A 26,006-nucleotide genomic window follows, 5' to 3' on the forward strand; every position below is an offset into this window, starting at 1 on the left:
CTGTCCAATGTACCCTCCCGCGCACGAAAAAGCCCGCGCGATGGCGGGCTTCTGATCCATCGGCTGCAAAGGTGCGTCAGGCCGCGACGCGTTCCTTTTCAGAGCCAGGCGCCAGCGAAACTTCGAGCCCGTCGAGTTCTTCGCTCATGATGATCTGGCAGGAAAGCCGCGAGTTGTCTTCGACCATGAAGGCCTCGTCGAGCATGTCGACCTCCTCGTCTTCCTGCGCATTCAGCTTGTCCAGCCATTCATCGGCGACGTAGACGTGGCAGGTAGCGCATGCACAGGCACCACCACACTCCGCATTGATGTCGAGACCCCAGTCGCGAATGATTTCCATCACACGGAAACCCTCGAGAGCTTCCAGTCGATGGCGCTTACCGCCCTGGTCGGTGACATTGATGTGCATCGGCTCGCTTTCGGATTGGTCGTAAGAGATGGCTGGCTTCAGGCGCTGACCCGGCGCCAGCTATAGCCGCCGCTGTCCGCCTCGGGCAAGGCACCGGGCTGATAGTGGCGGGCAATTCCCTGCAATCGATTGGCTTCAAGACGCTTGATCGTCGTCTCGCTCGAAACCGCGAAGCTGGTGATTCCGACGCGCAGCATGAGCGGCATCTGATCGATCAGCACATCGCCGACGGCTCTGAGATCACCCTTGAAACCGAACTGCTCACGCAGCCGGGCCGCATGCGAAAACGCCCGGCCGTCAGAAAACTTGGGGAAGTCCAACGCCACGAGTGCGACATCGTCGAGCATGTCGGCGATCTCGCCGGGGTCGTCGTCGGCAGAGATCAAAACGCCGATCCGTCGCGTATTACGGCCGGCATCGACCCCGATTCCCCGGCGCGTTTCATCCGACAATGCGACGAAGCCCTCGAGCGGAACGACGATGTCGCCCGTTGCGGGCAACTCGTCCTGCGCTTCGACGACCTGCCAGGGATCGTCCGCGACGAAGCCTTCGACGGTCCAGACTGGGATATCGTTCACATCCATCTCCTCAAGCCGCCTTCGATGGTTCGCCATAGAGCGCGGTCTTGAACGGCTGCGCTCCGACACGGCGGTAGGTCTCGATGAACGTCTCGTCCGCGTTGTCCCGCAGACCGAGATAAGTCTCGACCACCGTTTCGACGGCGTCGGTGATCTTGTCGGGCTCGAACCCGCGTCCGACGATTTCCCCGATCGCGGTCTCGTTGTCCGCCGATCCGCCAAGCGTCAGCTGATAGAGCTCGGCGCCCTTCTTCTCCACGCCGAGAATGCCGATATGTCCGACATGGTGGTGGCCGCAGGCATTGATGCAGCCTGAGATCTTGATCTTGAGTTCGCCGATCTGTTGCTGGCGCGCCGGCGATCCGAAACGCCGGGAGATATCCTGTGCGATCGGTATGGAACGCGCATTGGCCAGGGCGCAGTAATCAAGACCGGGGCACGCGATGATGTCGGTGATCAGGTTGTTGTTGGCCGTGGCAAGTTCGGCCTCCACGAGGCGATCATAGACCTCGCGCAAGTCGCCGAGCGCGACATGGGGCAAGACGAGATTCTGCTCGTGAGTCACGCGGATTTCGTCCTGACTGAGGCTTTCCGCGATATCCGCCACACGTTCCATCTGCTCATCGGAAGCATCACCGGGAATTCCCCCGATCGGCTTCAGCGAAATGGTCACGATGCCGTAATCCGGGTGCTTGTGCGCAACCACATTCTGCGCAACCCAGGCTGAGAAATCTGCGTCGCGACGCTTTTCGGCCGCGAGCAACGCCCAGCCATCGGAGCGCTCGGGCAGATCGGGCATCGCGAAATAGGCCGAGATCGCCTCGATGTCCTTTTTCGGAAGTTCGAGGTCGCCGCCTTTCAGTTTGGCCCATTCCGCTTCGATCTGTGCGGTGAGTTCCTCGGTTCCGGTCTCGTGGACCAGGATCTTGATGCGCGCCTTGTACTTGTTGTCCCGGCGGCCATGCAGGTTGTAAACACGCAGGATCGCAGTCGTGTAGGCCAGCAACTCGTTCTCGGGCAGAAAATCGCGAATCTTCTTCGCAACCATCGGGGTACGCCCCTGACCACCGCCGATATAGACGGCGAATCCGAGCGCGCCGGTGTCGTCTCTCTTGAGATGCAGGCCGATGTCATGCGTCTGGATCGCCGCCCGGTCCCGATCCGCACCAGTGAGCGCGATCTTGAATTTTCGCGGCAGAAACGAAAACTCCGGATGGATCGACGACCACTGCCGCAAGATCTCCGCATAGGGTCGCGGATCGGCCACCTCGTCGGACGCCACGCCGGCGAAATGGTCGGCGGTCACATTGCGGATGCAGTTGCCAGACGTCTGGATGGCGTGCATCTCGACTTCGGCGAGTTCGGACAGGATCGTCGGTGTGTCTACAAGCTTCGGCCAGTTGTACTGGATGTTCTGCCGCGTGGTGAAATGGCCGTAGCCCTTGTCGTAGACGCGCGCGATGTGCGCCAGCTTGCGCATCTGACGCGACGACAGCGTTCCATAGGGCACCGCTACACGCAGCATGTAGGCGTGCAATTGCAGATAAACGCCGTTCATCAGCCGCAACGGCTTGAACTGATCCTCGGTGATCTCTCCGGAAACACGCCTGTTCACCTGGTCGCGAAACTGGTCAACGCGCTCACGAACGAAAGCGTGATCGAACTCATCGTAACGATACATGATATGCCTCAGGCAGCTATGGCGTCGTCGTCGCGTGCCGATTGCTCGACCTGTTTGCCGAGATCGCTGCGCACTGTGGGACCAAGGGCGCGGATACGCTCGCGAAGCCGCAGGGCGTAGAGATGCCCTTCGCGTTCTTCCACATCGATCACCGCTACGTCGACGACCTGGTTGTCGAGCGCGGCCACCTTTTCCGCATCGTGAAGCCCGGACACCGCAGCTTCGTGGCGAGCGACAAAAGCTTCATCGAGACTTTCGTGCCAGCCGCCATCGGCACCGAGCCAGACAGCGATGCCGTCGGAAAGTCTGTTCGCAGTCAAGGCCTTGAGCGTGCTCATTTCTGTACTCCCTTAATTCCTTTGAAGGCGATCATGCGGCTACCAGCGCCGCATCGTGCGGCACCAGCAGCGCCGAGCGCTCGAGATTCGCGCCGGCAACCGCGTCGCCGACAATGACCATCACCGGCCCATTGAGATCGCCGCGTCGCTCCAGTTCAGGCAATTGATCGATCGTGCCGTGAAACATGCGGCGGGTTTCGCGCCCGGCGTTTTCGATCACCGCCACCGGTGTATCGCCTGCGAGACCTGCCTCGATGAGCTTCAGAGCAACGCCGGCGGCCACGGTGCGACCCATATAGACGGCGATCGTCGCGCCGGAAGCGGCAAGACGGGCCCAGTCCGGCAGTGTCTCACCATTGAGGTCGTGACCGGTCGTGAAAACCACCGAAGAAGCCACTCCACGCAGCGTCATCGGCAGTTCGAAGTCCGCGGCTGCGGCGAAAGCCGAGGTGATGCCGGGGACGATCTCGAAGGCCACTTCGGCATGACGCAGCGCCGCCATCTCCTCGCCTGCGCGTCCGTAAATCAGCGGGTCACCCGATTTGAGCCGCGCCACCCGCTTGCCCGATCTGGCAAGTTCCACCAGCAGCGCATTGATTTCATGTTGCGACTTGGAATGGCAACCCTTGCGCTTACCGACCGATATGCGCTCCGCATCACGACGCCCCATGTCGACGATCGCCTGCGGCACCAGCGCATCATGAACGATCACATCCGCTTCCATCAAAATGCGTTGTGCCCGGAGCGTGAGAAGGTCCACAGCCCCCGGACCGGCACCGATCAGCCAGACGCGGCCCTCGGCCGCGTCGATCGTGCGCAACAGGTGCGTTGCTGCACGACGCGCACCTGACAGATCACCTCTGGCCACTTCGCTTGCCGGCCGATCGGAAAAGAAACGCCGCCAGAAGACCCGGCGCGGGGCGCCCTTTGGCAAAAGCCGTTCGACAGCCGGCCGGTAGGTGGCAGCAAGCCGGGCCAGGGCGCCAAGCGAGGGTGATAGCATCTGATCGATCCGCGCGCGGATCATCTGTCCGAGAACCGGGCCGGCGCCTTCGGTGCCAATCGCGATGGCAACTGGCGCTCGGTTGACGATCGCAGGCGTATAGAAATCGCAATGCAACGGCTGATCCACCGCGTTGGCTGGGATGCGCCGAGCGCGTGCCGCCTCCACGATGCGGCGATCTTCGGCGCCATCGCCCGTCGCCGCGAAAACCAATACAGCATCGCCAAGGTCACCCGCCGTGAACGACGTCCGACGGACATCAATCGAGCGTTCCGAAAGCCAATGCTCGAAATCTGGCTCGAGTTTGAGCGTATGGACGATTATCTCGGCACGGGTATTTGCCAGAAGCCTCGCCTTTGCAAACGCTTCCTCGCCACCGCCAATGATCGACACGCGCTTTCCTTCGACCTTGAAGAAAGCCGGAAAGACGCTCAGTTGTTCGTCGATGGAAAGCATGGCTCCAATACCTTTCGAGACTGGTTCGAAGTATCGCCAATCGAAAGAACGGATTGAAGAAACAGGAATGCGTCGCTTCCCTTGGACAGCGGATCGCCTTTGCGCAAAACCGGGCGGCAAGGAACGAATCCTCCCGCACCCCACGACTGCACCCCTCGAAAGGACCACGCGAGCGGCGCAACGATTTGGCGTTACGCTACGTACTCACTCAAAGTGATACGGGAGCGGACCCGATCGTATCGCTTCGCAGTTCGCAGCAATGGACTTATGATGCTGATGGGTCCCGGAGGGTGATGTCCATGAAGCATTCACTTGCATTGATCGCGGCCACCGCGTGGATTTTTGTTGCCGCGCCAGCCAGAGCCGATGATATCGAAGACGCCCAAGCCGTCATCGAAAGTCAGATCGAGGCCTTCTTGAGAGAAGATGCCGCAGCGGCGTATGCGCATGCCGCGCCGGGTATACAGCGAATGTACCCCAATCCCGATCTCTTCTTCGAAATGGTCAAACGCGGCTATGCGCCCGTCTTTCGCCCCGGAAACTTTGCATTCGGCAAGGCAAAGCCGGCCAGCGATGGAAAGACCATCGTGCAGGAGGTGTTGATCGGCGGCACCAAGGGCAAGGATGACTGGACGGCCGTTTACGTCCTGGAAAAGCAAGACAATGGAGAGTTCCGGATTAACGGGGTTCACATGCTGAAATCGCAGGCGCCCCAGATCTGAAAAGACACAAGGCGACGGTCAGAGAGGCGCAACATCGCCCCTCATCCATGCATCTTGCGTTTCTGCCATGAAGTCAGCGAACCGGCCAGCGGCGATGGCCCCGCGAATGCCGGCCATCAGGCTCTGGTAGTAGGCAAGATTGTTCCACGTCAGCAGCATGCCGCCCAGCGCCTCGCCAGAACGGACCAGGTGGTGCAGATAAGCTCGTGAATAATCGCGTGATGCCGGGCAATCGGACTCTTCATCGAGAGGCCGGACATCCTCCGCATGGCGGGCGTTGCGCAAATTGACCTTGCCACGCCGGGTGAAGGCCAGTCCGTGGCGCCCTGCCCGCGTCGGCATGACGCAATCGAACATGTCGATCCCCCGCGCGACGGATTTCAGGATATCATCTGGCGTTCCGACGCCCATCAGGTAACGTGGCTTGTCGTCAGGCAGAACCGGACAGGTTGCCTCCAGCATCGCGAGCATCACGTCATGTGGCTCGCCGACCGCCAGGCCGCCGACGGCGTAGCCCTTCAGATCCATGGATTTCAGCGCCTCGGCCGACCGGACACGCAGATCCGGCTGATCACCGCCTTGCACGATGCCGAACATCGCCTTGCCGGGCTGATCGCCAAAGGCCGTCTTGCATCGACCTGCCCAGCGCAACGACAACTCCATGGCGCGTTCGATTTCCGCGCGCGTTGCCGGCAGCGCAACGCATTCGTCGAGTTGCATCTGTATGTCGGACCCCAATAGCCCCTGGATTTCGATCGAACGCTCCGGGCTCATCGCGTGCCGGCTGCCGTCGATGTGCGACTGGAACGTCACCCCCTCTTCGGTCAGCTTGCGCAATCCGGCCAGAGACATGACCTGAAAGCCGCCCGAATCGGTCAGGATCGGATGCGGCCAGCGAATGAGGTCGTGCAGCCCCCCCAGTCGGGCGACACGTTCGGCACCGGGCCGCAGCATGAGATGATAGGTGTTGCCAAGGATGATGTCTGAGCCGAGGTCGCGAACCTGATCGAGATACATCGCCTTGACTGTCCCGGCCGTGCCCACCGGCATGAAGGCCGGCGTGCGAACCGTGCCGCGGGGCATCGAGACCGCGCCTGTCCGCGCCTGACCGTCTCGTGCCTGGATATCGAAGCGAAAGGTATCGTTCACGGCAATTTCCTCTCCAGCAACGATGCGTCACCATAAGAGTAGAACCGGTACTGCCGATCGATTGCATGGGCATACGCCGCCTGCATCGTTTCCAGTCCGCTGAAGGCCGAAACGAGCATGAACAGCGTGGATTTGGGCAAATGGAAATTCGTCATCAGAAGGTCGACAGCGCGAAAGCGATAGCCCGGCGTGATGAAGATGTCCGTCGCCCCGGTCCATTCATGGATCCGTCCATCCTCGCCGGCTGCGCTCTCCAGAAGCCGCAGCGACGTCGTGCCGACGGACACGATCCGTCCGCCGCGGCCTCGCACGGCATTGAGCGCGGTCGCCGTTTCGGCGCTCACCAGTCCGATTTCGGCATGCATCCGGTGGTCGGCAGTATCGTCAGCCTTGACGGGAAGGAAGGTTCCTGCCCCCACATGCAGTGTCACGAAATGGCGCTCGATACCCCGTCTGTCGAGGCGCTCGAAGAGCTCCGGCGTGAAATGCAGACCGGCCGTTGGCGCGGCGACCGCCCCGTCCTGGCGCGCGTAGATCGTCTGGTAGTCCTTGCGGTCCTGCTGATCCTCGGCCCGCTTCGAGGCAATATAAGGCGGAAGCGGCACGTGCCCGACGGCCATGATCGCCTCGTCAAGCAACGGACCGTCGAGATCGAATGTCAGCAGCACCTCCCCGCCCTCGCCTTTCTCGTCGACCGTGGCGTCTAGCCGTCCAAGAAAGCAGGCGTCGCTGCCGCCGCCGAACGCGATACGGTCGCCCGGTTTGACCCGCTTGCCGGGCTTGAGGAAGGCGCGCCATTGATTGGACGCTTGGCGCAGGTGCAACGTCGCGGACACGGCAACGGTCATGGCTTCGCCATCTGGACCAGGGCGGCTGCGCAGACCTTCCAGTTGGGCCGGAATGACTTTCGTATCGTTGAAGACCAGCGCGTCGCCCGGACGCAGCAGATCAGGCAGATCCGTCACGGAATGATCGTCAAGCGGCGTCACGTCGCCCGGGCGTACATGCAGAAGCCTTGCCTGGTCGCGCGGTGAGGCCGGCCGAAGTGCAATTCGCTCTTCGGGCAGATCGAAGTCGAAGAGATCGACACGCATGAGGATCCATTCCAATCAAAGACGCCGGCGCGACAGGAACCGCACCGGCGGGAAACGTCTTGCAGTTGTTTCGCCCGATCAGGCGTTCGCGGCGATGCGCATGCTGACGATCGTGTCTGGATCGGAGACCGGTTCGCCGCGCTTGATCTTGTCGATCACATCCATGCCTTCAATGACCTGACCCCACACGGAATACTGGCGGTTCAGCCACGGCGCATCCTGGAAACAGATAAAGAACTGCGAGTTCGCCGAATTGGGGCTCTGGGAGCGCGCCATAGAGCAGGTGCCACGCACGTGACTGATATTGGAGAATTCGGCCTTTAGATCGGGTTTGTCGGACCCGCCCATGCCTGCTCGGCCTGGATTGAAATCCTTGCCGCCGGTCTTGCCGAACTTGACGTCGCCGGTCTGCGCCATGAAGCCGTCGATCACGCGGTGGAAGACCACGCCGTCATAGGCTTCCTCGCTGGTCAGTTCCTTGATGCGCTTGACGTGTTCGGGCGCCAGATCGGGCAAAAGCTCGATCACGACACGCCCCTTGCTGGTCTCCATGACAAGTGCGTTTTCCGGATCCTTGATCTCGGCCATCGTGTTCTCCTGTTCTGATGAATTCGCTTACTCGACCCGCACGCTGATCATGCGGTCCGGATTGTCCACGGCGCCGTTGGCAGCCGCATCGCCCTTCTTGAGCGCATCGACGTGCTCCATGCCTTCGGCGACCTGGCCGAAGACCGTGTACTGGCCGTTCAGGAACGCACCTTCGTCGAACATGATGAAAAACTGCGAGTTGGCCGAGTTGGGATCCTGTGCCCTGGCCATACCGAGCGTGCCGCGCTCGAAGGGGATATCGGAAAATTCCGCTTCCAGATCGGGCAGCGAAGACCCTCCGGTGCCGGCCCTCGGCGCGACATAGCCATCGGTCAGGTCGCCAAACTCCACATCGCCGGTCTGGGCCATGAAGCCATCGATCACCCGGTGAAACGCCACGTTGTCATATTCTCCGGCCTCTGCCAGTTCCTTGACACGGGCCACGTGCTCAGGCGCCACGTCGGGCAGCAATTCGACGACGACCTCGCCTGACTCCAGTTCGATCACCAGGCGGTTCTCCGCGTCCTGCGCCAGAACGGTGAAACTGGCGGTGGCGGCAAGGCCCGTGATCAACAGTGCCGCAGTCTTGACGAAGATGGTTCTCATCGCGTTCTCCCAATGATGACGCTGAACTTTCAGGAAAATCTGTGCCGGAGCGCCGTCAGCACGACCTCCGGGACGAAGGCGCTGACATCGCCGCCCATTGCCGCGATCTGGCGCACCAATGTGGCGGTAATCGGTCGCGAGGACGTGGCGGCAGGAAGGAACACCGTCTGGATGTCCGGCGCCATCTGCCGGTTCATCCCCGCCATCTGCATTTCGTAATCGAGATCGGTTCCATCGCGCAGCCCACGCAGCAACAGGCTGGCTCCGTTCGCGCGCGCCGCGTCGACAACCAGTCCGTCGAAGGGAACGACCTCGACTTGCCCGTCGGAGGTTTCACCCGTTGTCGAAAGCGATTGACGGATCAGATCCGCACGTTCCTCGAAGGTGAAAAGCGGTGTCTTCCCGGGATGAATGCCGATCCCCACGACCAGCCGGTCGGCCGTCGCAAGGGCCTGCATCAATACATCGAGATGGCCATTCGTCAGCGGATCGAACGATCCGGGGTAGAAGGCGGTTTTCATGCGGCGCCCCTTTCACGTTGGCAGCCTTTTGTCACGCAGCCGCACCATTCGCAAGCGACGATCACCCCATGCCGAGCAAGATGAACTGTAGATGAATAGGCTGTTCAACACCGTTTCACGCGACTTGTGATGAACATTCTCTCAACGCGAATGAAACCATTTCAACACTGCCGCGTTGTGAGAGCAAATGGAGACCGAACAATGCCGATACTCATCCTCGCCGTCGTTATGTTCTTCGCTATGGTCATCGCGACGGCTTTCGCCCTGAGCGCAGAGAGCAAGTCGCAAGTGCCGATGCGCGTACGCAGCCATTACTGATTACGGGGCTAGATGCAGATGATGCTGACGGCATTGACAGTTTTCGCAGTTCTGATCGCCTGCATTCTCATCAGCGATGTGTTCGCGATGGTGGTGCAGATGAAACGTGAAGCCAAGGAAGCAAGAGTAAGAGCGCGGACAACGCGCCACTTCTAGGATTACAGCGCCGGCCTGCCAGCTGGTGTTAGACGCCCTCCAGTCGAAGTGCGGTTCCCCTCGCCCACTTGGACACACAAAGACCGAGCCGCGGAGACGGCTCGGTCTTTTTTTATGCGCTCAGATCAAGATCGAGCGGCGTTCAGCCTTGATCAGGCGTCGTCGTCGTTGGTCGACGGCGTGTCAGTCGTCGCAGCCTCGTTGTCGGACGCGATTCCGTCGAGTTCTTCCGCTTCCTTGGCATCTTCGAGCACCTCGTCGACTTCGTCCGGCTCAGGCTCGCTGATTCGCTCCACCGAGACCACACGCTCGTCCCGCGCCGTCGAGAAGATCGTGACGCCCTTGGTGGCGCGGCTGGCGATGCGGATGCCGTTGACCGGTACCCGGATCAACTGCCCGCCATTGGAAACCAGCATGATCTGATCGCCGGTTTCGATCGGGAATGCAGCGACCAGTTCTCCGATTTCCGCGACTTTCGAGACGTCGGTCGCCCGGATGCCTTTGCCACCGCGACCGGAAATCCTGAAATCGTAGGACGAAGATTGCTTGCCGTAGCCTTTTTCGCTGATGGTCAGGACAAACTGCTCGCGCGCCTTGAGTTCCTCGTAGCGCTCCGGAGATAGATCGGCGTCCTCCCCAACGTCTTCGCCGACCAGCGTGATGTCCTCGTCCTCGCCGCTGGCCGCGCGCCGCTCGGCGGCCGCCCGCTTGAGATAGGCCGAACGCTCGGACGCTTCGGCGTCCACATGGCCGAGCACGGCCATCGAGATGACCCTGTCGCCGTCGCCGAGCGATATGCCTCGAACGCCGATCGAGTTGCGTCCGGCGAAGACGCGAACGTCGGTCACGGGGAACCGAATGCATTGGCCGAGCGCAGTCGTCAGAACGACGTCGTCATGCTCCGTGCAGGTCTCGACATTGAGAATCTGGTCGCTCTCGTCGTCAAACTTCATGGCGATCTTGCCATTGCGGTTGACCTGGACGAAGTCCGACAGCTTGTTGCGCCTGACGGTCCCCCGCGTGGTGGAGAACATCACGTCGAGATTGCTCCAGCTGTCCTCGTCCTCGGGCAGCGGCATGATCGCCGTGATGCGGTCTCCATGCTGGATAGGCAGCATGTTGATCAGCGCCTTGCCGCGCGATTGCGGCGTGCCGACCGGCAACCGCCAGACCTTCTCCTTGTAGACGATGCCACGCGAAGAGAAGAAAAGGACGGGCGTGTGCGTGTTGGCCACGAAAAGCCGCGTGACGAAGTCCTCGTCGCGCGTCGCCATTCCCGAGCGGCCCTTTCCACCCCGGCGCTGCGCGCGATAGGTCGCAAGCGGCACCCGTTTGATGTAGCCCGAATGGGACACGGTGACGACCATGTCCTCGCGCGCAATCAGATCCTCGTCGTCCATGTCCGGACCGCCATCGGCGATCTCGGTCCGGCGCGGCGTGCCGAACTCGGCTTTGACGTCGGTCAGTTCCTGCTTGATGATCTCGCGGATACGCACGCGCGACGACAGGATATCGAGATAGTCCTTGATCTCCTCGCCGATCTTGTTCAGTTCGTCCGCGATTTCCTCGCGCCCGAGCGCCGTCAGCCGCTGAAGACGCAGTTCGAGGATTGCGCGGGCCTGCTCTTCGGAAAGATTGTAGGTGCCGTCATCGTTGATCCGGTGCCGCGGGTCATCGATCAACCGGATCAGCGGCGCCACGTCCTTGGCCGGCCAGCGGCGTTCCATCAACTGTTCGCGTGCCACTTGCGGGTCCGGCGCGTTGCGGATCAGGTGGATCACTTCGTCGATGTTGGCGACGGCGATCGCCATGCCGACGAGCACATGGGCGCGGTCGCGCGCCTTCCGCAAGAGATATTTCGTGCGCCGAGAGATCACGACCTCGCGGAAGGCGATGAATGCCCTCAGCATGTCGAGGAGGTTCATCAATTCCGGCTTGCCGCCGTTCAGCGCCACCATGTTGCAGCCGAAAGACGTCTGCAGCGGTGTGTAGCGATAAAGCTGATTCAAGATCACGTCGGCATTGGCGTCGCGCTTCAGCTCGACAACGACACGGTAGCCCTGCCGGTCGGACTCGTCGCGAAGATCGGAGATTCCCTCGATGCGCTTGTCGCGAACGAGTTCGGCCATCTTTTCGATCATCGACGCCTTGTTCACCTGATAGGGAACCTCGGTGATGATGATCGCCTCTCGATCACCCCTGATCGGCTCGACATGGACCTTGCCGCGCATCACGACGGAGCCGCGGCCGCCCTCATAGGCGCTGCGGATGCCTGCCCGGCCAAGGATCAATCCGCCCGTGGGGAAATCGGGACCGGGAATGATCTCCATCAGCTTCAAAAGATCGAGTGCGGGATCGTCGATCAGTGCGATGCACGCATCGGTCAGCTCGCCGATATTGTGCGGCGGAATGTTGGTCGCCATGCCGACCGCGATGCCGCCGGCCCCGTTTGCCAGCAGATTGGGAAAGCGCGCGGGCAGCACCTTGGGCTCGGCGCCCGAGCCGTCATAGGTATCCTGGAAATCGACCGTGTCCTTGTCGATGTCTTCCAGAAGCTCGTGCGCCAGTTTCGCGAGCCGCGCTTCGGTATAGCGCATCGCCGCTGGAGGATCACCGTCGATCGATCCGAAATTCCCCTGACCGTCGATCAGCATGGCGCGCAGCGACCAGGGCTGCGCCATGCGGACCATGGCGTCATAGATCGCGCTGTCGCCGTGCGGGTGATACTTACCCATGACGTCACCGACGATGCGGGACGACTTCACGTATTTGCGGTTCCAGTGATACCCGCTCTCGTGCATGGCGTAGAGGATACGCCGATGGACCGGCTTCAGTCCGTCACGAACGTCGGGCAGCGCTCGACTGACGATCACGCTCATCGCGTAATCGAGATAGGAACGCTGCATCTCGTCGATGATCGAAACCGGCTCGATGCCGGTGGGGCCGGTCGGGCCGCCGGGAGGCACTATCTCGCTCAAGGGGCAATCACGATCTTTTGGTCAGAATCACTGGCGTTTTTATAGCGGATGGCAGGCGGCGAAGCCAATTTCCGCAGGGCTTTCAGCCGATTTATCCAGCCCTTATGTAAGCATCTGGTCGATTTTGTTCAATCAACGACTTGGACGGCCGCAGAACGCCCGGACCGGGCAAAATCCAGAACGATTTCGGCGGCGTGCTCGCCCGGCGTTCGCGTCACGGCCATGGCATTTCTCACCGCGTCGAAGCCCTGCAACATCGCATCGCGTTCGATGGTCGGCTGGATCAGACGTTCCAGATGACGCACCAGCCGGTTTGCGCGCGCCGATTCGTTGAAATACTCAGGAATGACCGGATAGCCAGCGATCAGGTTGGGCAAGGCCGCACTCCATCCTGTGATCTTGGAGATCAAAAGCCGCGCCATCGGATCGAGTTGATAGGCCGAAATGCAAGGAACACCGGCAAGCGCCAATTCCAGAAGCACCGTGCCCGATGCCGCAAGCGCGCCGTCAGCCTGCGCGAAGGCACGCCACTTGGCTTCTTCGCCGATCACCAGTTCCGGCTTTGCCGGCCAGTCCGCAACGTGACTGGCGATGAACTCGTTGTGCCGGGGCTGCGCAGGCAGCACGAAGCGCAACCCCTGGTTCCGTGATGCCAGTTCCGCTGCCGCATCGCGAAAAAGTGGCAGCATTCGCTTCAGTTCGCCCGCTCGCGAACCGGGCAGCAGCATGACCGTTTTCGTCATCACCTTGGTTCGGCGGCGCTGATGCTGTTCTGCCCTTGCTGAAAGCAGGCCGGTGTCGAAGACGAGCCGATGCCCGACATAGGTCGTGGGCGGCCCTCCGAGCGTTTCGACGATAGATGGCTCGAACGGCAGGATTGACAGCACGTGATCGATATATGCCGCCATCGCCGGCGCCCGCTCCGGCTTCCATGCCCAGACGGTCGGGCAGACATAGTCGATGATCGGCACCTGCGGCAGCGCATTTCGGACGCGCCGGGCCACGCGATGGGTAAAATCGGGACTGTCGACAATGACCAGCACGTCCGGCCGCGCGGCGATGATGGCGCGCGCCGTCTGCCGGATACGGGCCATGAGCTGCGGCAGGCGGGCCACGACAGCACCAACGCCTACGATGGACAGTTCGGAATAGTCGAACAGCGAGGTCAACCCCTCGCCGATCAGTTGGTCGCCGCCAACACCGACCAATGCGATGTTGCCACCGCACCGCATGCGCATCTGGCTGATGAGATCGGCGCCCAGGCGGTCGCCTGACGGCTCGCCTGCGATGATCGCGACGGTCAGCGTATCGGATTTGCCGCGCGTCATCGGCAAAGCGCCTCGTCACGCTCAATCCCGGCGACGAACACGTCTGCCCGGTCGGCGGAATCGATCGTCAGCGCCCGCTCCAGAATGAGAGACCGCCCCGCTTCGACCGCGACCCCGGCAAGGCCCGCAACGCTCAGCGCTTCGATGGTCCCCGGCCCGATCGACGGCAGATCGGCGCGCACATCCTGCTGCGGCTTGCAGAATTTGACCAGAACGCCTTGACGTTTCTGGGAAATGCGCCCGTCGCGGCGCAAGGCGGCAACGCGCTGCAGCATGGCATCCGTCCCTTCCGCGCCCTCAAGCGCGATGACACGCCCCCCGACGGCAACTGCCGCCTGCCCGACATCGAGCGAACCGAGTGCAAGCGCTGCCGCACTGCCTGCCTCGATATCCCGCCGATCTTCCGCACGCGGCAAGCGTTTCGTCAAGCTTCCCGTCTCGGCGAGAAGATCCGGCGCGATTTCCTGTGCTCCGATCACGCGCGCGCCGGTGCCCTCGATCAGTTCGATGACCATCCGCAGTACCGTGTCGTCGCCCGAGCGCAAGAGCGTGCCGATGACACGCGGCATGCCGAGGACAGTCTTCCAGGTCGGTCTGATTTCCCGCCATTCCGGGCGTCGGCGCACGCCACCCGACAGAACGACCCGGTCGATGCCGTGTTGTCGCAACAACGCCTCGAGGGACGAAAAATCGCCGGTTCCGATCGCCGCGCTATCGAAATCCCGCCAGTTAAGATCAGCTTCGGCAGAAAGCGCGATGATGAACGGATTCTCGCCGTTCTTGCGCGCCGCCTCTGCCACATGCAACGGCAATTGGCCGCCACCGGCGAGGATCGCCAGTCGACCTGCTCCTTCGAAACTTGAATCTCGCGCCATGGCGCGCCTATCGATGTCCGCGCGCTGGCGAGGAAAGCGCCCGTTCGCTTTCCGCTTCGATGAAATCCACGATATCGATCACTGTGGCGTTGTCGGCGAAAAGCGCGCGCGCGGCAGCGGCATTCTTCCGAATGGACTCCGGCCCGTTGAAGATGTGTTTGAAAGCCCGGCGAACCTCGTGGATCGCGCTCTTGTCCATGCCCGTGCGCTGCATGCCGATGACGTTGAGCCCGCCAAGAATGCCCGGATTGCCATTGAGCATGCCGAATGGGATGACGTCGTAGCTCACCGCCGACAATCCGCCGATAAAGGCATGGTGCCCGACCCGGGTGAACTGATGAACAGCCGCGCCGCCACCCATGATGACGCGGTCGCCAACCGTGACGTGACCTGCGAGCATGACGTTGTTGGACAAGATGACGTTGTCTCCGACGTGACAATCATGGGCCACGTGGGAATAGGCAAGGAACAGCGAGTTGCGTCCTATGGTCGTCACGCCGCCAGCATTCGGCATGCCGGGATGCATCGTCACACCTTCACGGATGATACATCCTTCGCCGATTTCAAGGCGGGTCTCTTCGCCGCGATAGGCTATGTTCTGCGGCTCGAAGCCGAGCGCAGCGTTCGGGAAGATGCGGCATCGCGCCCCGATCGACGTATGACCGGCAATTGCGACATGGCTGAGGATTTCGACATCTGGCCCGATCCGGACGGAAGGCCCTATGTGGCAGAACGGACCAATCGAAACGTCGTCGCCGATCACCGCCCCGTCCTCGACGATGGCGGACGCGTGGACACGCGCTGAGGCAGAAATCATCCGTTCTCGCTTTCCTGCGCCACAAGCATCGCGCCGATATCGGCCTCGGCGACCTTGGCGCCGTCGACCAGCGCCTCGCAATGGAACTTCCAGATGTTGCCGCGCTGTTTGAGTTTGGCGACGTGATACTCCAGCCGGTCGCCGGGCACAACCGGCTTGCGGAACCGCGCATTGTCGATGGTCATGAAGTAGACGAGCGACGACGTCCCCTTCTGCTTGCGCGCGCAGATCGCACCGGCCGTTTGCGCCATGCCCTCAACCAGCAGCACACCCGGCATGATCGGGTTTTCGGGGAAGTGGCCGGTAAAATGCGGCTCGTTCGCCGTGACGTTCTTGATGCCGATTGCGCTGTCGTCGCCATCGATATCGACGATCTTGTCGACGAGAAGGAACGGATAGCGGTGCGGCAACAACGTCAGGATCTCGCGGATGTCCGCGACATCCATGGTTGCCGTGGATGCCTCAGTCATCCGAAGTGTCCCCCTTGTTTGCGCCGCGATTGAATGCGCGCGCTCTGATTTCGGCCATGTCGCGCAGGAAGGCGCGCATGGGGCGTGCTGGAATTCCGCCCCACCTGGCCGCGCTCGGCACATCGGCGGCAACCGCACTCATTCCCGCGATCTGCGCGCCGGATCCGATCTGAAGATGCCCTGCGATCGTCGTGCCGCCGCCGATCATCACCTGGTCGCCGATGACGACGCTCCCCGCGATGGCGACCTGGCCCACAATGATGCAATGACGCCCGACGCGAACGTTGTGGCCGACCTGAACGAGATTGTCGATCTTCGTCCCCTCGCCGATGACCGTATCGTCCATCGCGCCGCGATCGATCGCGGTATTGGCGCCAACCTCGACCTTGTCCTGGATGATCACGCGCCCGATTTGCGGAATCTTGACCATTCCGACCGGTGACGGCGCATATCCGAAGCCGTCCTGTCCGATCCGGGCGCCCGGATGCAGGATCACGTCATTTCCCAGGAACGCGAACTGAACCGACACATGCGGACCAATCGAACAGTTCCGACCAATCCTGCAGCCGCTGCCGACCACCGCGCCCGCGCCAATGACGGAGCCGCGTCCGATCTCGACATCGGCACCGATGACCGCTCCAGCATCGACGACCACATCAGGTTCGAGCCGCGCGTCGGGATGAACGAACGCTCCGGTGGAGACAGCCGTTTCGCCGGTCAGCGACTCCGGCCGCAACGCCATGGGATAAAGCAAACCGCCTGCCTGGGCGAAGCTCGTTTGCGGGGCATTCGAGATCAGGACGGCCACCGACTTGGGAACCGATGATGCCAGGCTGGACGGACAGATCACCGCCGCACACGCCAATGTACCAAGTTCGGCGACATGGCGGCGGGAATTGATGAAGGCGAGTTCGCCCTCGCCTGCCCGCGTCAACGGTGCCAACCCGTGGATCAAGCGCGCGGCATGGGCATCGTCTTGAAGCTCCGCACCGATTTCGCCCGCGAGCTCGCCGAGGGCAATACCGGGATGGGGCGGGTAGAAGTTGGCTTTGTCCATCTTGGCGTGCACAAACAATGAGCCGGGCTCAAAGCCCGGCTTATCCTCGTTTCACTGATGCCCCGGTCAGAACCGGGTCGAGGCACCGAAGCGGAATTCCTGCACGTCGTCAAACTCTTCCTTCTCGATCGGGAAGGCGTAGTCGAGACGCAGCGGACCGAAGGGCGACGCCCAAATGAGGCTGGCGCCGACGGACGCTCGCCAGCTGCGATCCAGACCGACGGCATCGGCCAGAACGTCATCGGACAGTTCCGATCCGTAAAGCGTGCCGGCGTCGGCGAAGGCCGCAACGCGAAGACCGACATCGCGCGGAATGATCGGCATCGGCATCGAAGCTTCGGCCGACACATTGAAATAGGTCGTGCCGCCGAGCGAATCCCGCGAGCCGTCAGCGAGCGCCTCGGAGCGCGGACCAATGCCGCGCGTGTCGAAGCCGCGAATGGTTTCGCCGCCGATGAAGAACTGGTCGAAAACGCGCGTTTCATCGCCCGTGCCGATCATGTGCCCTGCGCCGGCCGAAAGCGAACCGACGATATCGGCCGAGTCCGAAAGCAGCTGGAAGTAGTTGACCTCACCGGTGAATTTGACGAATTCGGCATCGCCGCCAAGGCCGGCATATTCAGCCCCGACCTGGGCATAGATGCCCTCGCGCGGCAGGTTCCGGTCGTCCAGCGTGTTGTAGGTCAGCCGCGGAGCGATCGACGAGCGCAGCCAAGGGCTGAACTCAACCGCTTCCTGGTAGGCACGCGACAGGTCGCCAAGCGCGACGCCATTGTCGTCGTTCGGCGAGTATTCGCTTTCCACCAGGTTGTAGTTGACGCCGAACGTCAGATCCTCGGTGATCGGAGCCGCGATGCGCAGCGTCAATCCCTGCTGTTCGTATTCGTAGTTGTCGGCGCGCCTATCTTCCGTGCGGAACACATCGAAGCCTGCAGCCAGACGATAGCCGAGGAAATAGGGCTCGGTGAACTGGATGTTGTAGCTGCGCGAATCTTCGCCACCGCCGGCAGCAACGCGGATGAACTGGCCGCGACCGAGGAAGTTGCGCTCGGTGACCGAGGCCTCGACCGTCGCACCACCATCGCTGCCCGTGGAATAGCCGGCACCGATCGAGAACTCGCCCGTCGGCTGGTCCTGAACGTCGACGACGATCACGACGCGGTCGGGCTGCGAACCCGGCGCGGTGGAGATGTTCACGGCGCTGAAGTAACCGAGCCTGTCGAGGCGCTCCTTGGCGCGGCGCACCAGCGCCTGGTTGAACGCATCGCCTTCGGACAGATCGAACTCGCGACGGATGACATAGTCGCGTGTGCGGGTATTGCCCCGGATCTCGATGCGCTCGACATAGGCCCGCGTGCCCTGATCGATCATGTAGGTGACGTCGATCGTGCGGTTGTTGAAGTCGCGATCGCCGCGCGGAGTGATCTGGGCAAACGGGAAGCCTTCGGTCGCGACCGTCTCCGACAGAGCGACGATGGACTCCTCGACCTCTTCGGCGCTGTAGACCGAGCCGCTGCGGCTTTCGACCAGGCGCATCAGGCGTTCCGTGTCGACATCCGGCACCGAGCTGACGACGTTCACGTTGCCGAACGTGTAGCGCTCGCCTTCCTGGACCGTGACGGTCACGGTGTATTCGTTGCTTTGCTCATCGAGCTCGGCAAAGGACGACACGATCTGGAAATCGGCATAGCCGCGATTGTAGTAGAAGCGACGCAGCAGCTCCTCGTCGGCGCGCAGCTTGTCCTGATCATAGACGTCACGGCGTGTCAGGAACGACAGCGGCCCGGAGCGCTTGGTCCGAATGACATCGCGCAGCCGACCATCGCCAAATGCCTGGTTGCCGACGAAATTGACGGCGGCGATCTTCGTGCGGTCGCCTTCATTGATTTCGAATGCCAGGTTCACCCGGCCGTCGTCCAGCGTGACCGTCCGTGTCGTTACGGTCGCATCGCTGCGCCCGACCGCGACATAGGCGTCTTCGATCGCCTGAATGTCCGCCTCGACGGCAGCTTCACTGTACGGCCCGAGCGATTTGGTCTGGACAATCGTCTCCAGCTGCCGGTCGCGGATCTTGCTGTTGCCGTTGAAGACCACCTGATTGACGATCTGGTTTTCCGAAACCGTCACGATCAGCGTGCCGCCGGCCTGCTCGATCCTGATGTCGGAGAAGAGACCGGTCGCGAAGAGCCGGCGGACCGATTCATCGATGTCGGCATTGTCGAAGTTTTGTCCGGGCTGGATCGTGATGTTGCCTCGGACCGTGGCCGCGTCGACGCGACTGTTGCCCCTGACGTCGATGCTGTTGATGACGGCCGCCTGCGCAACCGATGCCGTGGCAAGAAGCCCGGCGCCCAACCCGCACGACGCAATCCCCGCCGACAGGGCGACGGCCGAGACCGCGCCCGTGAACTTCGAACCGGCTTTCATTATCGATACAAACCTTTTATTGCCCGAATTCCCACACCAGACGGATGCCCGATTCCGAATAGTCCGTCGTTTTTTACCCGCTTTTGCCCTACAAGCAAGGCCGCCGGTTAATTTCTGTTTACTTCATTTCAAGGCGTGGCCCAAAGGTCACGGATGGCTGCAATCAGCGTAAACAAATGCTTTATTCGCATGGGGATAGTGCGCGTTCGTTAACGGCTCACCCCAGCAACATGTTGACGTCGTTCCAGGTCGCGAAAATCATCAGCATCAGCACCATGGCCAACCCGATCCGGAACGCCATCTCCTGCGCGTTGTCCCCAAGCGGCCGCCCTCTTATTACTTCGATAGCGTAAAACACCAAATGCCCCCCGTCGAGCATTGGAACGGGCATGAGGTTCAATAAGCCGATGGATACGGACAAAACCGCGGTCAACTGGATGAGCGCCAGCGCACCGAGCGTCGCCATCTGGCCGGAAACCTGGGCAACGCGGATGGGTCCGCCCAACTGGTCGGCGCTCTCGCGCCCGGTGATGATGTTTCCGATATATCCAAACGTCCGCGTGACGATGTAGGTCGTCTCCTTGACGGCCTGCCCCGTCGCCTCGATCGGCCCCATCTCGACTGTGCGGAAATTGCCGGCATCCGTGTCGGTGACAACGCCGATAAGACCAACTTCCATCCGGTTGCCGAAATTGTCCTCGATCTCTTCGCGGGCCGGAACGAGGGTAAAGTCCATCTCCTCGCCGCCGCGCAGCATCGTCACGGTGATCTCGACCTCCGGCCTGCTCGAAACGTATCGCCGCACATCGTCGAAGGTTTCCACAGCTTCGCCGTCTATTGCGACGAACACGTCCCCCGGCTGGATTCCCGCTGCCTCGGCCGCGCTGGCGGGCTGCACCTCTGCCACCACAGGGTCGGCGATATGTCTGCCGTTGAAGGTGAAGACGGTCGCAAAGATCACGATCGCGAGAATGAAATTGGCGATCGGCCCGGCTGCCACCGTCGCGGCCCGGCGCCAGAGGGACGCGCCGTGGAAAGAGCGGCGGCGATCCTCTTCGCTCATCGCTGAGACCCCGCGCGCATCGGGCGCGCTTGCAACGTTTTCGTCACCGAAGAACTTCACGTAGCCGCCCAGCGGGATCGCCGATAGCTTCCAGCGCGTGCCGTGACGATCGTTGAAGCCGAAGATTTCCGGTCCGAAGCCGACCGAGAACGTCAGCACACGAATCCCGCACCAGCGTCCGACGAGATAGTGCCCCATCTCGTGAACGAAGACGACGATCGTCAAGACGATCAGGAACGGGATGATGTAGCCAGTGAGAAAGGAGAGGTACGGCGCGATGACGTCCATCGATGAAATCTCCTTCCAGAGCCGGGGCCAAAGCGGCCGATGGCCGCTGTTGGCGATGTCCTACAATGCAAAAAGGCTTGCTGCAATCGGTGAACCGGCATCTCGCGTGGGAATGCCGCCGGACGCGATCACTGCAATGAGAAAAGCCGAAAAAGCGGCGAAAACAAGCCCGTCCACCCGATCCATGACCCCGCCATGGCCTGGAATGAGCCGGCCGGAATCCTTGGCGCCGAATTTGCGCTTGATCCAGGATTCGAAAAGATCGCCGACCTGGCTGGAAATGGAGAGGATCGCGGCAAGCAGCGGAATCCAGATGCCACCTCGCTCCAGGGTCGCCAGCGCGACCGCCGTGCCCGCGGCAATGCCTGCGAACATGCCGAAAACCGCGCCGGACCAGGTCTTTCCCGGCGAGATGCGGCGGGCGAGTTTCGGCCCTCCGATCGCGCGGCCGCAGAAATAGGCGAAAATGTCGGTTGCCCAGACGATGGCGATGACGAACGCCATGCCGATGAGCCCGAGCGAGGCGTCATCCCGCAGTTCGGCAATCGCCAGCCCTGAAAAGCCCGCATAGACGATGCCGAGCGCGATCCACCCGGCCGCACCGGTCCGCAGCGCCAAAAGCCCGGCGATCGCCGCCCCGGCAAACATCGTCGAGACAGCCAGCACACCAGCGCCGGAAATCGTGAAGAGGCCGACGAGGCCGATCACCAGCCATCCCGTTGCATAGGCCTGAAACGATTGACGGCGCGCGCCCACGATGGCCGTCCATTCGATGTAGATCAGGATCACCAGCAGCGCGGCGAAGACCTTGAAGGGAACGCCCCCCCAAAAGGTCAGGGCAAGCACGGCCAGACCCAGGACGATGCCCGAGACGACGCGCTGCTTCAGTTCGATCTGCATCATGAACCGAGCGCTAAGTCGCGCTCGGGTACCGCGCCATAGCGGCGTTCACGCTGCTGGTACTCCAGCATCGCATTTGAGAAGGCCGCCTTGTCAAAATCGGGCCACAGGCATGGCACGAAGACAAACTCCGTATAGGCGGCCTGCCAGAGCAGAAAGTTCGACAGCCTTTTTTCGCCGCTCGTACGGATGATCAGATCCGGATCGGGAATGCCGGCGGTATCGAGAAAAGAGGTCACGGTGCTCTCGTCGACGGACGATGCGTCGAGATCGCCGCGGTCGACGGCTTCAGCGATCCGCTTCATGGCCCGTGCGATCTCGTTGCGTCCGCCATAATTGAATGCGATCACGAGATGCATCGCGGAGTTCGCGCGGGTCAGTTCCTCGGCCTCTTCAAGAAGCGCCAGGATGTCCTTCTCCAGCCGGTCACGATCACCGATGACGCGCACGCGCACGTTTTCCTTGTGCAGTTCTGCCAGGTCCCGGCGAATGAAATGGCGCAGCAGGCCCATGAGATCATTGATCTCGTCGGGCGGGCGGTTCCAGTTCTCGGAGGAAAACGCGAAAAGCGTCAGATATCGCACGCCACTTTCCCCGGCTGTCCGCACTGTCTCGCGGACCGCCTCGACCCCCTTGCGATGCCCCATGGAACGCGGCATGCCCCGGCTTTTCGCCCAGCGTCCATTCCCGTCCATGATGATGGCGACGTGGTGCGGCGTGCTCAATGGAAGACTCCCGGGTCTCGTGCAGCGACCCTCTCTCGACGTCAAATCTGGGAATGAAACCCTAGACCTGCATGATTTCCTTTTCCTTATCGGCAAGCAAGCGGTCGATTTCGGAAATCATTTCGTCGGTCATTTTCTGTACGCGGTCGGCTTGCTGCCGGCTGTCGTCCTGGCTGATGTCTCCAGCCTTCTCCGAACGCTTCAACTCATCCATGCCATCGCGCCGCACATGCCTGATCGCTACCTTCGCGTTCTCGGCATAGGTGTGTGCCACTTTGACCAGTTCGCGACGCCGTTCCTCATTCAGGTCGGGCAGCGGAATGCGCAGGTTCTGGCCGTCCACGATCGGATTGAGACCCAGATTCGCCTCGCGTATGCCGCGATCGACAGCGCCGACCATCTGCTTGTCCCAAACCTGAACGGAAAGCATCCGGGCTTCCGGTATGGTGATGTTGGCAACCTGGTTGATCGGCATGCGGGTTCCGTAAGCCTCGACCATCACAGGGTCGAGAACGCTGGCCGAGGCCCGCCCTGTCCGCAGACCTCCCGCATCGTTATGAAATGCCGTCACGGCACCTTCCATACGGCGCTTCAGATCGGCGAAATTGACACCATCACTCATGTCGGGTCTCCCATGCATGCTCGGGCACCGTACCAGAACGGCCGGATGCCAAAATTCAATGATCGGTTACGATCGTGCCTCGTCCATCGCCGTTGAGGATGGCTGGAAGGCCGCCCTTGTCATGGATGGAGAAGACGATGATCGGTATCGCGTTCTCGCGTGCCAGCGACACCGCCGCAACGTCCATGACGGCCAGCCCCTTGTTCAAAACCTCGTCGTGGGTCAGGCGGTCGAAGCGCGTCGCATCGGCGACAAGCTTGGGATCGGCTGAATAGATCCCGTCAACCTGCGTGCCCTTGAGGATGGCTTCGGCGCCCATTTCGGCTGCACGAAGCGCGGCGGCGGAATCGGTCGTGAAGAAGGGGTTTCCGGTGCCGCCGGCAAAAATCACCACCCTGCCCTTTTCGAGGTGATGAAGGGCCGCGCGCTGAGAGAAGCTCTGGCAGATTTCCGGCATCGCGATCGCCGACAGCACTTCCGTGTCGACACCCAGCTTGCGAAGCGAGGTTGCCAGTGCCAACGCGTTGATCACCGTGGCGAGCATGCCCATGTGGTCGCCCGTCACCCGGTCACCGCCCTTGGAGGCAACGGCCACGCCGCGAAAGATGTTGCCGCCGCCGACAACGACGCCGACATCGACACCCATTGCGCGTACTTCAGCGATGTCGCCAGCGATCCGATCGGCCACTTCCACATCGATGCCGAAGCCCTGCTGCCCCATCAGCGCTTCGCCGGAAGCCTTGAGCAGGATGCGTTTGTAGCGGGGGGATGGGGTCGTCATGCGTGGATCTCGCCGTCTTTTTCTGCTCGTGCTGCCGCATACACGAAGGGCACCGCGTTGTCACGCGATGCCCTTCGCCGGTTCGTGACGCCGCAGCGTCGCGGCGGGCTCAGCCCTTGGCCGCGGCCGCGACTTCGGCGGCAAAGTCGCTTTCCTCGCGCTCGACGCCCTCGCCGAGAGCGAAGCGAACGAAGGCCGTGACCTTGATCGGTGCACCGACCTCGGCTTCGGCGGCCTTTACCGCTTCGCCGACGGTCTGGTCGGGGTTGATGACGAAGGCCTGGGACAGAAGCGCGACTTCTTCGTAGAACTTGCGCATGCGGCCCTCCACCATCTTCTCGATGATGTTCTCCGGCTTGCCGGATTCGCGCGCCTGTTCGATGAAGATCTGCTTTTCGCGATCGGCAACTGCAGGATCGACGTCGTCCGACGTCAGCGCAAGCGGGTTGGTGGCGGCGACGTGCATCGCAACCTGACGGCCGATCGTGTTCAGCGCATCCTTGTCGCCCGTAGACTGCAGCGCGACGAGAACGCCGAGCTTGCCGAGATCGGCCGTGACCGCGTTGTGAACGTAAGTCGCGACGACGCCGTCGTCGACCGACAGCAGCGCCGAGCGACGCAGCGTCATGTTCTCGCCGATCGTTGCCACGGCGTCGCGGATTGTGTCCTCGACGGTCTTGCCGGATGCCGGGTAGTCGGCAGCAGATACGGCCTCGACAGCCCCGTCGGTTGTCAGCGCGACCTTGGCGACACCGGCGACGAGTTCCTGGAACTTGTCGTTGCGGGCAACGAAATCGGTCTCGGAATTGACTTCCACGACGACGGCCTTGGCGCCTTCGCTGGCAACACCGATAAGACCCTCAGCCGCGGTGCGGCTCGACTTCTTGTCAGCCTTGGAGATGCCCTTGGCACGCAGCCAGTCAACGGCCGCTTCCATGTCGCCATTGGTTTCGGCCAGCGCCTTCTTGCAGTCCATCATGCCGGCGCCGGACTTGTCGCGCAGTTCCTTCACCATTTGAGCGGTAATCGTCATACTTGCCTCTCGTTCATCGGTCCGGGCTATCCGCCGCGAAGGGGGCGCCCGAGGGTCGGCGCTCCGCGCCGCTATCCTTTCGGCACGCCAATGTGCCGATTTTCATGTCAGGGAAATGACGCCCGGATCGCACGGTTCTGCGCTCCGGGCGGTACTCAGGCCGCTATCAGGCCTTGGCGTCCTGGCCTTCGCCGGCGGCTGCCTCGCCGTCGTTGAGCGCAGGCTCGACCGGCGATTCAGCCGAAGCGCCAACGTCGACGCCCGACGAGCCCTGCTGACGGGCGATACCGTCGAGCGCGGCCTTCGAGATCAGGTCGCAATAAAGCGAGATCGCGCGGGCGGCGTCATCGTTGCCGGGGATCGCGTAGTCGACACGGTCCGGATCGCAGTTGGAATCGACCACAGCCACGACCGGAATGCCGAGCCGCTTGGCTTCGTCGATCGCGATCGCTTCCTTGTTGGTGTCGATGATGAACATCAGGTCCGGTGTGCCGCCCATGTCGCGGATACCGCCGAGGGCACGGTCGAGCTTTTCACGTTCGCGCTCAAGGTTGAGACGCTCTTTCTTCGTGAAGCCCTGGGCATCGCCAGCGAGCAGTTCATCGAGCTTGCGCAGACGCTGGATCGAGTTCGAGATCGTCTTCCAGTTGGTCAGCATGCCGCCGAGCCAGCGGGCATTGACGTAATACTGCGCCGAACGCTTCGCCGCATCGGCGATGATCTCGGATGCCTGACGCTTGGTGCCGACGAAAAGAACGCGGCCGCCGCCGGCCACGGTATCGGATACGACCTTCAGAGCCTGATGCAGCATCGGCACGGATTGCGCCAGGTCGATGATGTGAACATTGTTGCGATCACCGAAGATGTAGGGCTTCATCTTCGGGTTCCAGCGGTGGGTCTGGTGTCCAAAATGGACGCCGGCTTCCAGCAGCTGGCGCATGGAAAAATCGGGCAATGCCATGCCTCTGTCTCCTTTCCGGTTGAACCTCCGCGCAACGAACAGCTTTCTCAAGCCACCGGCGG

Annotated in this window: 26 protein-coding genes; 2 read left to right on the forward strand and 24 right to left on the reverse strand. The window is 61.9% G+C overall.

The window, feature by feature from the left end; genetic code table 11:
• Nucleotides 1-76 precede the first annotated feature (76 nt).
• From CN673_RS11910 to cysG, 5 genes are read right to left on the reverse strand one after another with little or no spacing between them, the layout of a single operon-like run.
• On the reverse strand, nucleotides 77-409 hold the full coding sequence (locus tag CN673_RS11910) for a 2Fe-2S iron-sulfur cluster-binding protein (RefSeq protein WP_099866512.1): 333 nt from the start codon (nucleotides 407-409) through the stop codon (nucleotides 77-79).
• Nucleotides 410-447: 38 nt separating this feature from the next.
• A complete protein-coding gene (locus tag CN673_RS11915; RefSeq protein ID WP_370853035.1) occupies nucleotides 448-987 on the reverse strand; it encodes a DUF934 domain-containing protein in 540 nt (179 codons plus the stop codon).
• 10 nt (nucleotides 988-997) lie between these two features.
• On the reverse strand, nucleotides 998-2,668 hold the full coding sequence (locus CN673_RS11920) for a nitrite/sulfite reductase (protein WP_099866514.1): 1,671 nt from the start codon (nucleotides 2,666-2,668) through the stop codon (nucleotides 998-1,000).
• Between the two features lie 8 nt (nucleotides 2,669-2,676).
• Entirely contained in the window at nucleotides 2,677-3,006 is a 330-nt protein-coding gene (locus CN673_RS11925) for a DUF2849 domain-containing protein (protein ID WP_099866515.1), read from the reverse strand.
• Nucleotides 3,007-3,037: 31 nt separating this feature from the next.
• On the reverse strand, nucleotides 3,038-4,465 hold the full coding sequence (gene cysG, locus CN673_RS11930; protein ID WP_099866516.1) for a siroheme synthase CysG: 1,428 nt from the start codon (nucleotides 4,463-4,465) through the stop codon (nucleotides 3,038-3,040).
• Between the two features lie 53 nt (nucleotides 4,466-4,518).
• Between cysG and CN673_RS21320 the strand changes: the two genes are divergently transcribed.
• Nucleotides 4,519-5,187, forward strand: a complete 669-nt coding sequence (locus tag CN673_RS21320) for a DUF4864 domain-containing protein (RefSeq protein ID WP_245409881.1) — start codon at nucleotides 4,519-4,521, stop codon at nucleotides 5,185-5,187.
• Nucleotides 5,188-5,205: 18 nt separating this feature from the next.
• On the opposite strand, the gene tgt is transcribed toward CN673_RS21320, so the two are convergent.
• From tgt to coaD, 5 genes are all read right to left on the reverse strand, one after another.
• Nucleotides 5,206-6,336, reverse strand: coding sequence for a tRNA guanosine(34) transglycosylase Tgt (tgt, locus tag CN673_RS11940; protein ID WP_099866517.1), 1,131 nt, complete (start codon nucleotides 6,334-6,336; stop codon nucleotides 5,206-5,208).
• Nucleotides 6,333-7,430: a tRNA preQ1(34) S-adenosylmethionine ribosyltransferase-isomerase QueA gene (queA, locus tag CN673_RS11945; protein WP_099866519.1), complete on the reverse strand. Its 1,098-nt coding sequence runs from the start codon at nucleotides 7,428-7,430 to the stop codon at nucleotides 6,333-6,335. Before queA ends, tgt begins: the two co-directional genes overlap by 4 nt.
• Before the next feature lie 78 nt (nucleotides 7,431-7,508).
• Nucleotides 7,509-8,018 carry a peptidylprolyl isomerase gene (locus CN673_RS11950; protein ID WP_099866520.1) on the reverse strand — a complete coding sequence of 170 codons (510 nt, stop codon included), beginning with the start codon at nucleotides 8,016-8,018 and terminating at the stop codon, nucleotides 7,509-7,511.
• 27 nt (nucleotides 8,019-8,045) lie between these two features.
• Nucleotides 8,046-8,624: a peptidylprolyl isomerase gene (locus CN673_RS11955; protein WP_099866521.1), complete on the reverse strand. Its 579-nt coding sequence runs from the start codon at nucleotides 8,622-8,624 to the stop codon at nucleotides 8,046-8,048.
• Between the two features lie 29 nt (nucleotides 8,625-8,653).
• The gene (gene coaD, locus CN673_RS11960) at nucleotides 8,654-9,145 is read right to left on the reverse strand and encodes a pantetheine-phosphate adenylyltransferase (RefSeq protein ID WP_099866522.1); all 492 of its coding nucleotides are present in this window, start codon (nucleotides 9,143-9,145) and stop codon (nucleotides 8,654-8,656) included.
• A gap of 330 nt (nucleotides 9,146-9,475) precedes the next feature.
• On the opposite strand from coaD, the gene CN673_RS20920 reads away from it, so the two are divergent.
• Entirely contained in the window at nucleotides 9,476-9,619 is a 144-nt protein-coding gene (locus CN673_RS20920) for a hypothetical protein (RefSeq protein WP_157928888.1), read from the forward strand.
• Nucleotides 9,620-9,771: 152 nt separating this feature from the next.
• Here the strand turns inward: CN673_RS20920 and gyrA are convergent, their stop codons facing one another.
• From gyrA to rpsB, 14 genes are all read right to left on the reverse strand, one after another.
• The gene (gene gyrA, locus CN673_RS11965) at nucleotides 9,772-12,597 is read right to left on the reverse strand and encodes a DNA gyrase subunit A (protein ID WP_099866523.1); all 2,826 of its coding nucleotides are present in this window, start codon (nucleotides 12,595-12,597) and stop codon (nucleotides 9,772-9,774) included.
• Nucleotides 12,598-12,725: 128 nt separating this feature from the next.
• A complete protein-coding gene (lpxB, locus tag CN673_RS11970; RefSeq protein ID WP_099866525.1) occupies nucleotides 12,726-13,925 on the reverse strand; it encodes a lipid-A-disaccharide synthase in 1,200 nt (399 codons plus the stop codon).
• Nucleotides 13,922-14,800, reverse strand: a complete 879-nt coding sequence (locus CN673_RS11975; protein ID WP_099866527.1) for an LpxI family protein — start codon at nucleotides 14,798-14,800, stop codon at nucleotides 13,922-13,924. The genes lpxB and CN673_RS11975 overlap by 4 nt, the downstream gene beginning before the upstream one ends.
• Before the next feature lie 7 nt (nucleotides 14,801-14,807).
• On the reverse strand, nucleotides 14,808-15,617 hold the full coding sequence (lpxA, locus tag CN673_RS11980) for an acyl-ACP--UDP-N-acetylglucosamine O-acyltransferase (RefSeq protein ID WP_099866528.1): 810 nt from the start codon (nucleotides 15,615-15,617) through the stop codon (nucleotides 14,808-14,810).
• Nucleotides 15,614-16,087: a 3-hydroxyacyl-ACP dehydratase FabZ gene (gene fabZ, locus CN673_RS11985; protein WP_099866529.1), complete on the reverse strand. Its 474-nt coding sequence runs from the start codon at nucleotides 16,085-16,087 to the stop codon at nucleotides 15,614-15,616. The genes lpxA and fabZ overlap by 4 nt, the downstream gene beginning before the upstream one ends.
• A complete protein-coding gene (gene lpxD / locus CN673_RS11990; RefSeq protein WP_099866531.1) occupies nucleotides 16,080-17,144 on the reverse strand; it encodes a UDP-3-O-(3-hydroxymyristoyl)glucosamine N-acyltransferase in 1,065 nt (354 codons plus the stop codon). The genes fabZ and lpxD overlap by 8 nt, the downstream gene beginning before the upstream one ends.
• 66 nt (nucleotides 17,145-17,210) lie before the next feature.
• Entirely contained in the window at nucleotides 17,211-19,571 is a 2,361-nt protein-coding gene (bamA, locus tag CN673_RS11995; RefSeq protein ID WP_099866532.1) for an outer membrane protein assembly factor BamA, read from the reverse strand.
• Nucleotides 19,572-19,788: 217 nt separating this feature from the next.
• Nucleotides 19,789-20,922 carry an RIP metalloprotease RseP gene (gene rseP, locus CN673_RS12000; protein WP_099866534.1) on the reverse strand — a complete coding sequence of 378 codons (1,134 nt, stop codon included), beginning with the start codon at nucleotides 20,920-20,922 and terminating at the stop codon, nucleotides 19,789-19,791.
• Nucleotides 20,923-20,982: 60 nt separating this feature from the next.
• Nucleotides 20,983-21,822 carry a phosphatidate cytidylyltransferase gene (locus tag CN673_RS12005; protein WP_099866868.1) on the reverse strand — a complete coding sequence of 280 codons (840 nt, stop codon included), beginning with the start codon at nucleotides 21,820-21,822 and terminating at the stop codon, nucleotides 20,983-20,985.
• Nucleotides 21,822-22,592, reverse strand: coding sequence for an isoprenyl transferase (locus CN673_RS12010; RefSeq protein ID WP_370853036.1), 771 nt, complete (start codon nucleotides 22,590-22,592; stop codon nucleotides 21,822-21,824). The genes CN673_RS12005 and CN673_RS12010 overlap by 1 nt, the downstream gene beginning before the upstream one ends.
• Nucleotides 22,593-22,608: 16 nt before the next feature.
• Entirely contained in the window at nucleotides 22,609-23,169 is a 561-nt protein-coding gene (gene frr, locus CN673_RS12015) for a ribosome recycling factor (RefSeq protein WP_099866536.1), read from the reverse strand.
• Nucleotides 23,170-23,224: 55 nt separating this feature from the next.
• On the reverse strand, nucleotides 23,225-23,950 hold the full coding sequence (gene pyrH / locus CN673_RS12020; protein ID WP_099866537.1) for a UMP kinase: 726 nt from the start codon (nucleotides 23,948-23,950) through the stop codon (nucleotides 23,225-23,227).
• 109 nt (nucleotides 23,951-24,059) lie between these two features.
• Complete coding sequence (gene tsf, locus CN673_RS12025; RefSeq protein WP_099866538.1) at nucleotides 24,060-24,983, reverse strand: translation elongation factor Ts; 924 nt, start codon at nucleotides 24,981-24,983, stop codon at nucleotides 24,060-24,062.
• Nucleotides 24,984-25,149: 166 nt separating this feature from the next.
• A complete protein-coding gene (gene rpsB, locus CN673_RS12030; protein WP_099866539.1) occupies nucleotides 25,150-25,944 on the reverse strand; it encodes a 30S ribosomal protein S2 in 795 nt (264 codons plus the stop codon).
• Between the last annotated feature and the right edge of the window lie 62 nt (nucleotides 25,945-26,006).

Source organism: Neopararhizobium haloflavum (assembly GCF_002750855.1).
Classification (GTDB): domain Bacteria; phylum Pseudomonadota; class Alphaproteobacteria; order Rhizobiales; family Rhizobiaceae; genus Georhizobium; species Georhizobium haloflavum.

Coding starts and splice junctions, on each gene's coding strand:
- CN673_RS11910 (WP_099866512.1), bottom strand. CDS start 409: ATGCACATCAATGTCACCGACCAGGGCGGTAAGCGCCATCGACTGGAA.
- CN673_RS11920 (WP_099866514.1), bottom strand. CDS start 2,668: ATGTATCGTTACGATGAGTTCGATCACGCTTTCGTTCGTGAGCGCGTT.
- CN673_RS11925 (WP_099866515.1), bottom strand. CDS start 3,006: ATGAGCACGCTCAAGGCCTTGACTGCGAACAGACTTTCCGACGGCATC.
- cysG (WP_099866516.1), bottom strand. CDS start 4,465: ATGCTTTCCATCGACGAACAACTGAGCGTCTTTCCGGCTTTCTTCAAG.
- queA (WP_099866519.1), bottom strand. CDS start 7,430: ATGCGTGTCGATCTCTTCGACTTCGATCTGCCCGAAGAGCGAATTGCA.
- CN673_RS11950 (WP_099866520.1), bottom strand. CDS start 8,018: ATGGCCGAGATCAAGGATCCGGAAAACGCACTTGTCATGGAGACCAGC.
- CN673_RS11955 (WP_099866521.1), bottom strand. CDS start 8,624: ATGAGAACCATCTTCGTCAAGACTGCGGCACTGTTGATCACGGGCCTT.
- coaD (WP_099866522.1), bottom strand. CDS start 9,145: ATGAAAACCGCCTTCTACCCCGGATCGTTCGATCCGCTGACGAATGGC.
- CN673_RS20920 (WP_157928888.1), top strand. CDS start 9,476: ATGCAGATGATGCTGACGGCATTGACAGTTTTCGCAGTTCTGATCGCC.
- lpxB (WP_099866525.1), bottom strand. CDS start 13,925: ATGACGCGCGGCAAATCCGATACGCTGACCGTCGCGATCATCGCAGGC.
- CN673_RS11975 (WP_099866527.1), bottom strand. CDS start 14,800: ATGGCGCGAGATTCAAGTTTCGAAGGAGCAGGTCGACTGGCGATCCTC.
- lpxA (WP_099866528.1), bottom strand. CDS start 15,617: ATGATTTCTGCCTCAGCGCGTGTCCACGCGTCCGCCATCGTCGAGGAC.
- fabZ (WP_099866529.1), bottom strand. CDS start 16,087: ATGACTGAGGCATCCACGGCAACCATGGATGTCGCGGACATCCGCGAG.
- lpxD (WP_099866531.1), bottom strand. CDS start 17,144: ATGGACAAAGCCAACTTCTACCCGCCCCATCCCGGTATTGCCCTCGGC.
- bamA (WP_099866532.1), bottom strand. CDS start 19,571: ATGAAAGCCGGTTCGAAGTTCACGGGCGCGGTCTCGGCCGTCGCCCTG.
- rseP (WP_099866534.1), bottom strand. CDS start 20,922: ATGGACGTCATCGCGCCGTACCTCTCCTTTCTCACTGGCTACATCATC.
- CN673_RS12005 (WP_099866868.1), bottom strand. CDS start 21,822: ATGCAGATCGAACTGAAGCAGCGCGTCGTCTCGGGCATCGTCCTGGGT.
- frr (WP_099866536.1), bottom strand. CDS start 23,169: ATGAGTGATGGTGTCAATTTCGCCGATCTGAAGCGCCGTATGGAAGGT.
- pyrH (WP_099866537.1), bottom strand. CDS start 23,950: ATGACGACCCCATCCCCCCGCTACAAACGCATCCTGCTCAAGGCTTCC.
- tsf (WP_099866538.1), bottom strand. CDS start 24,983: ATGACGATTACCGCTCAAATGGTGAAGGAACTGCGCGACAAGTCCGGC.
- rpsB (WP_099866539.1), bottom strand. CDS start 25,944: ATGGCATTGCCCGATTTTTCCATGCGCCAGCTGCTGGAAGCCGGCGTC.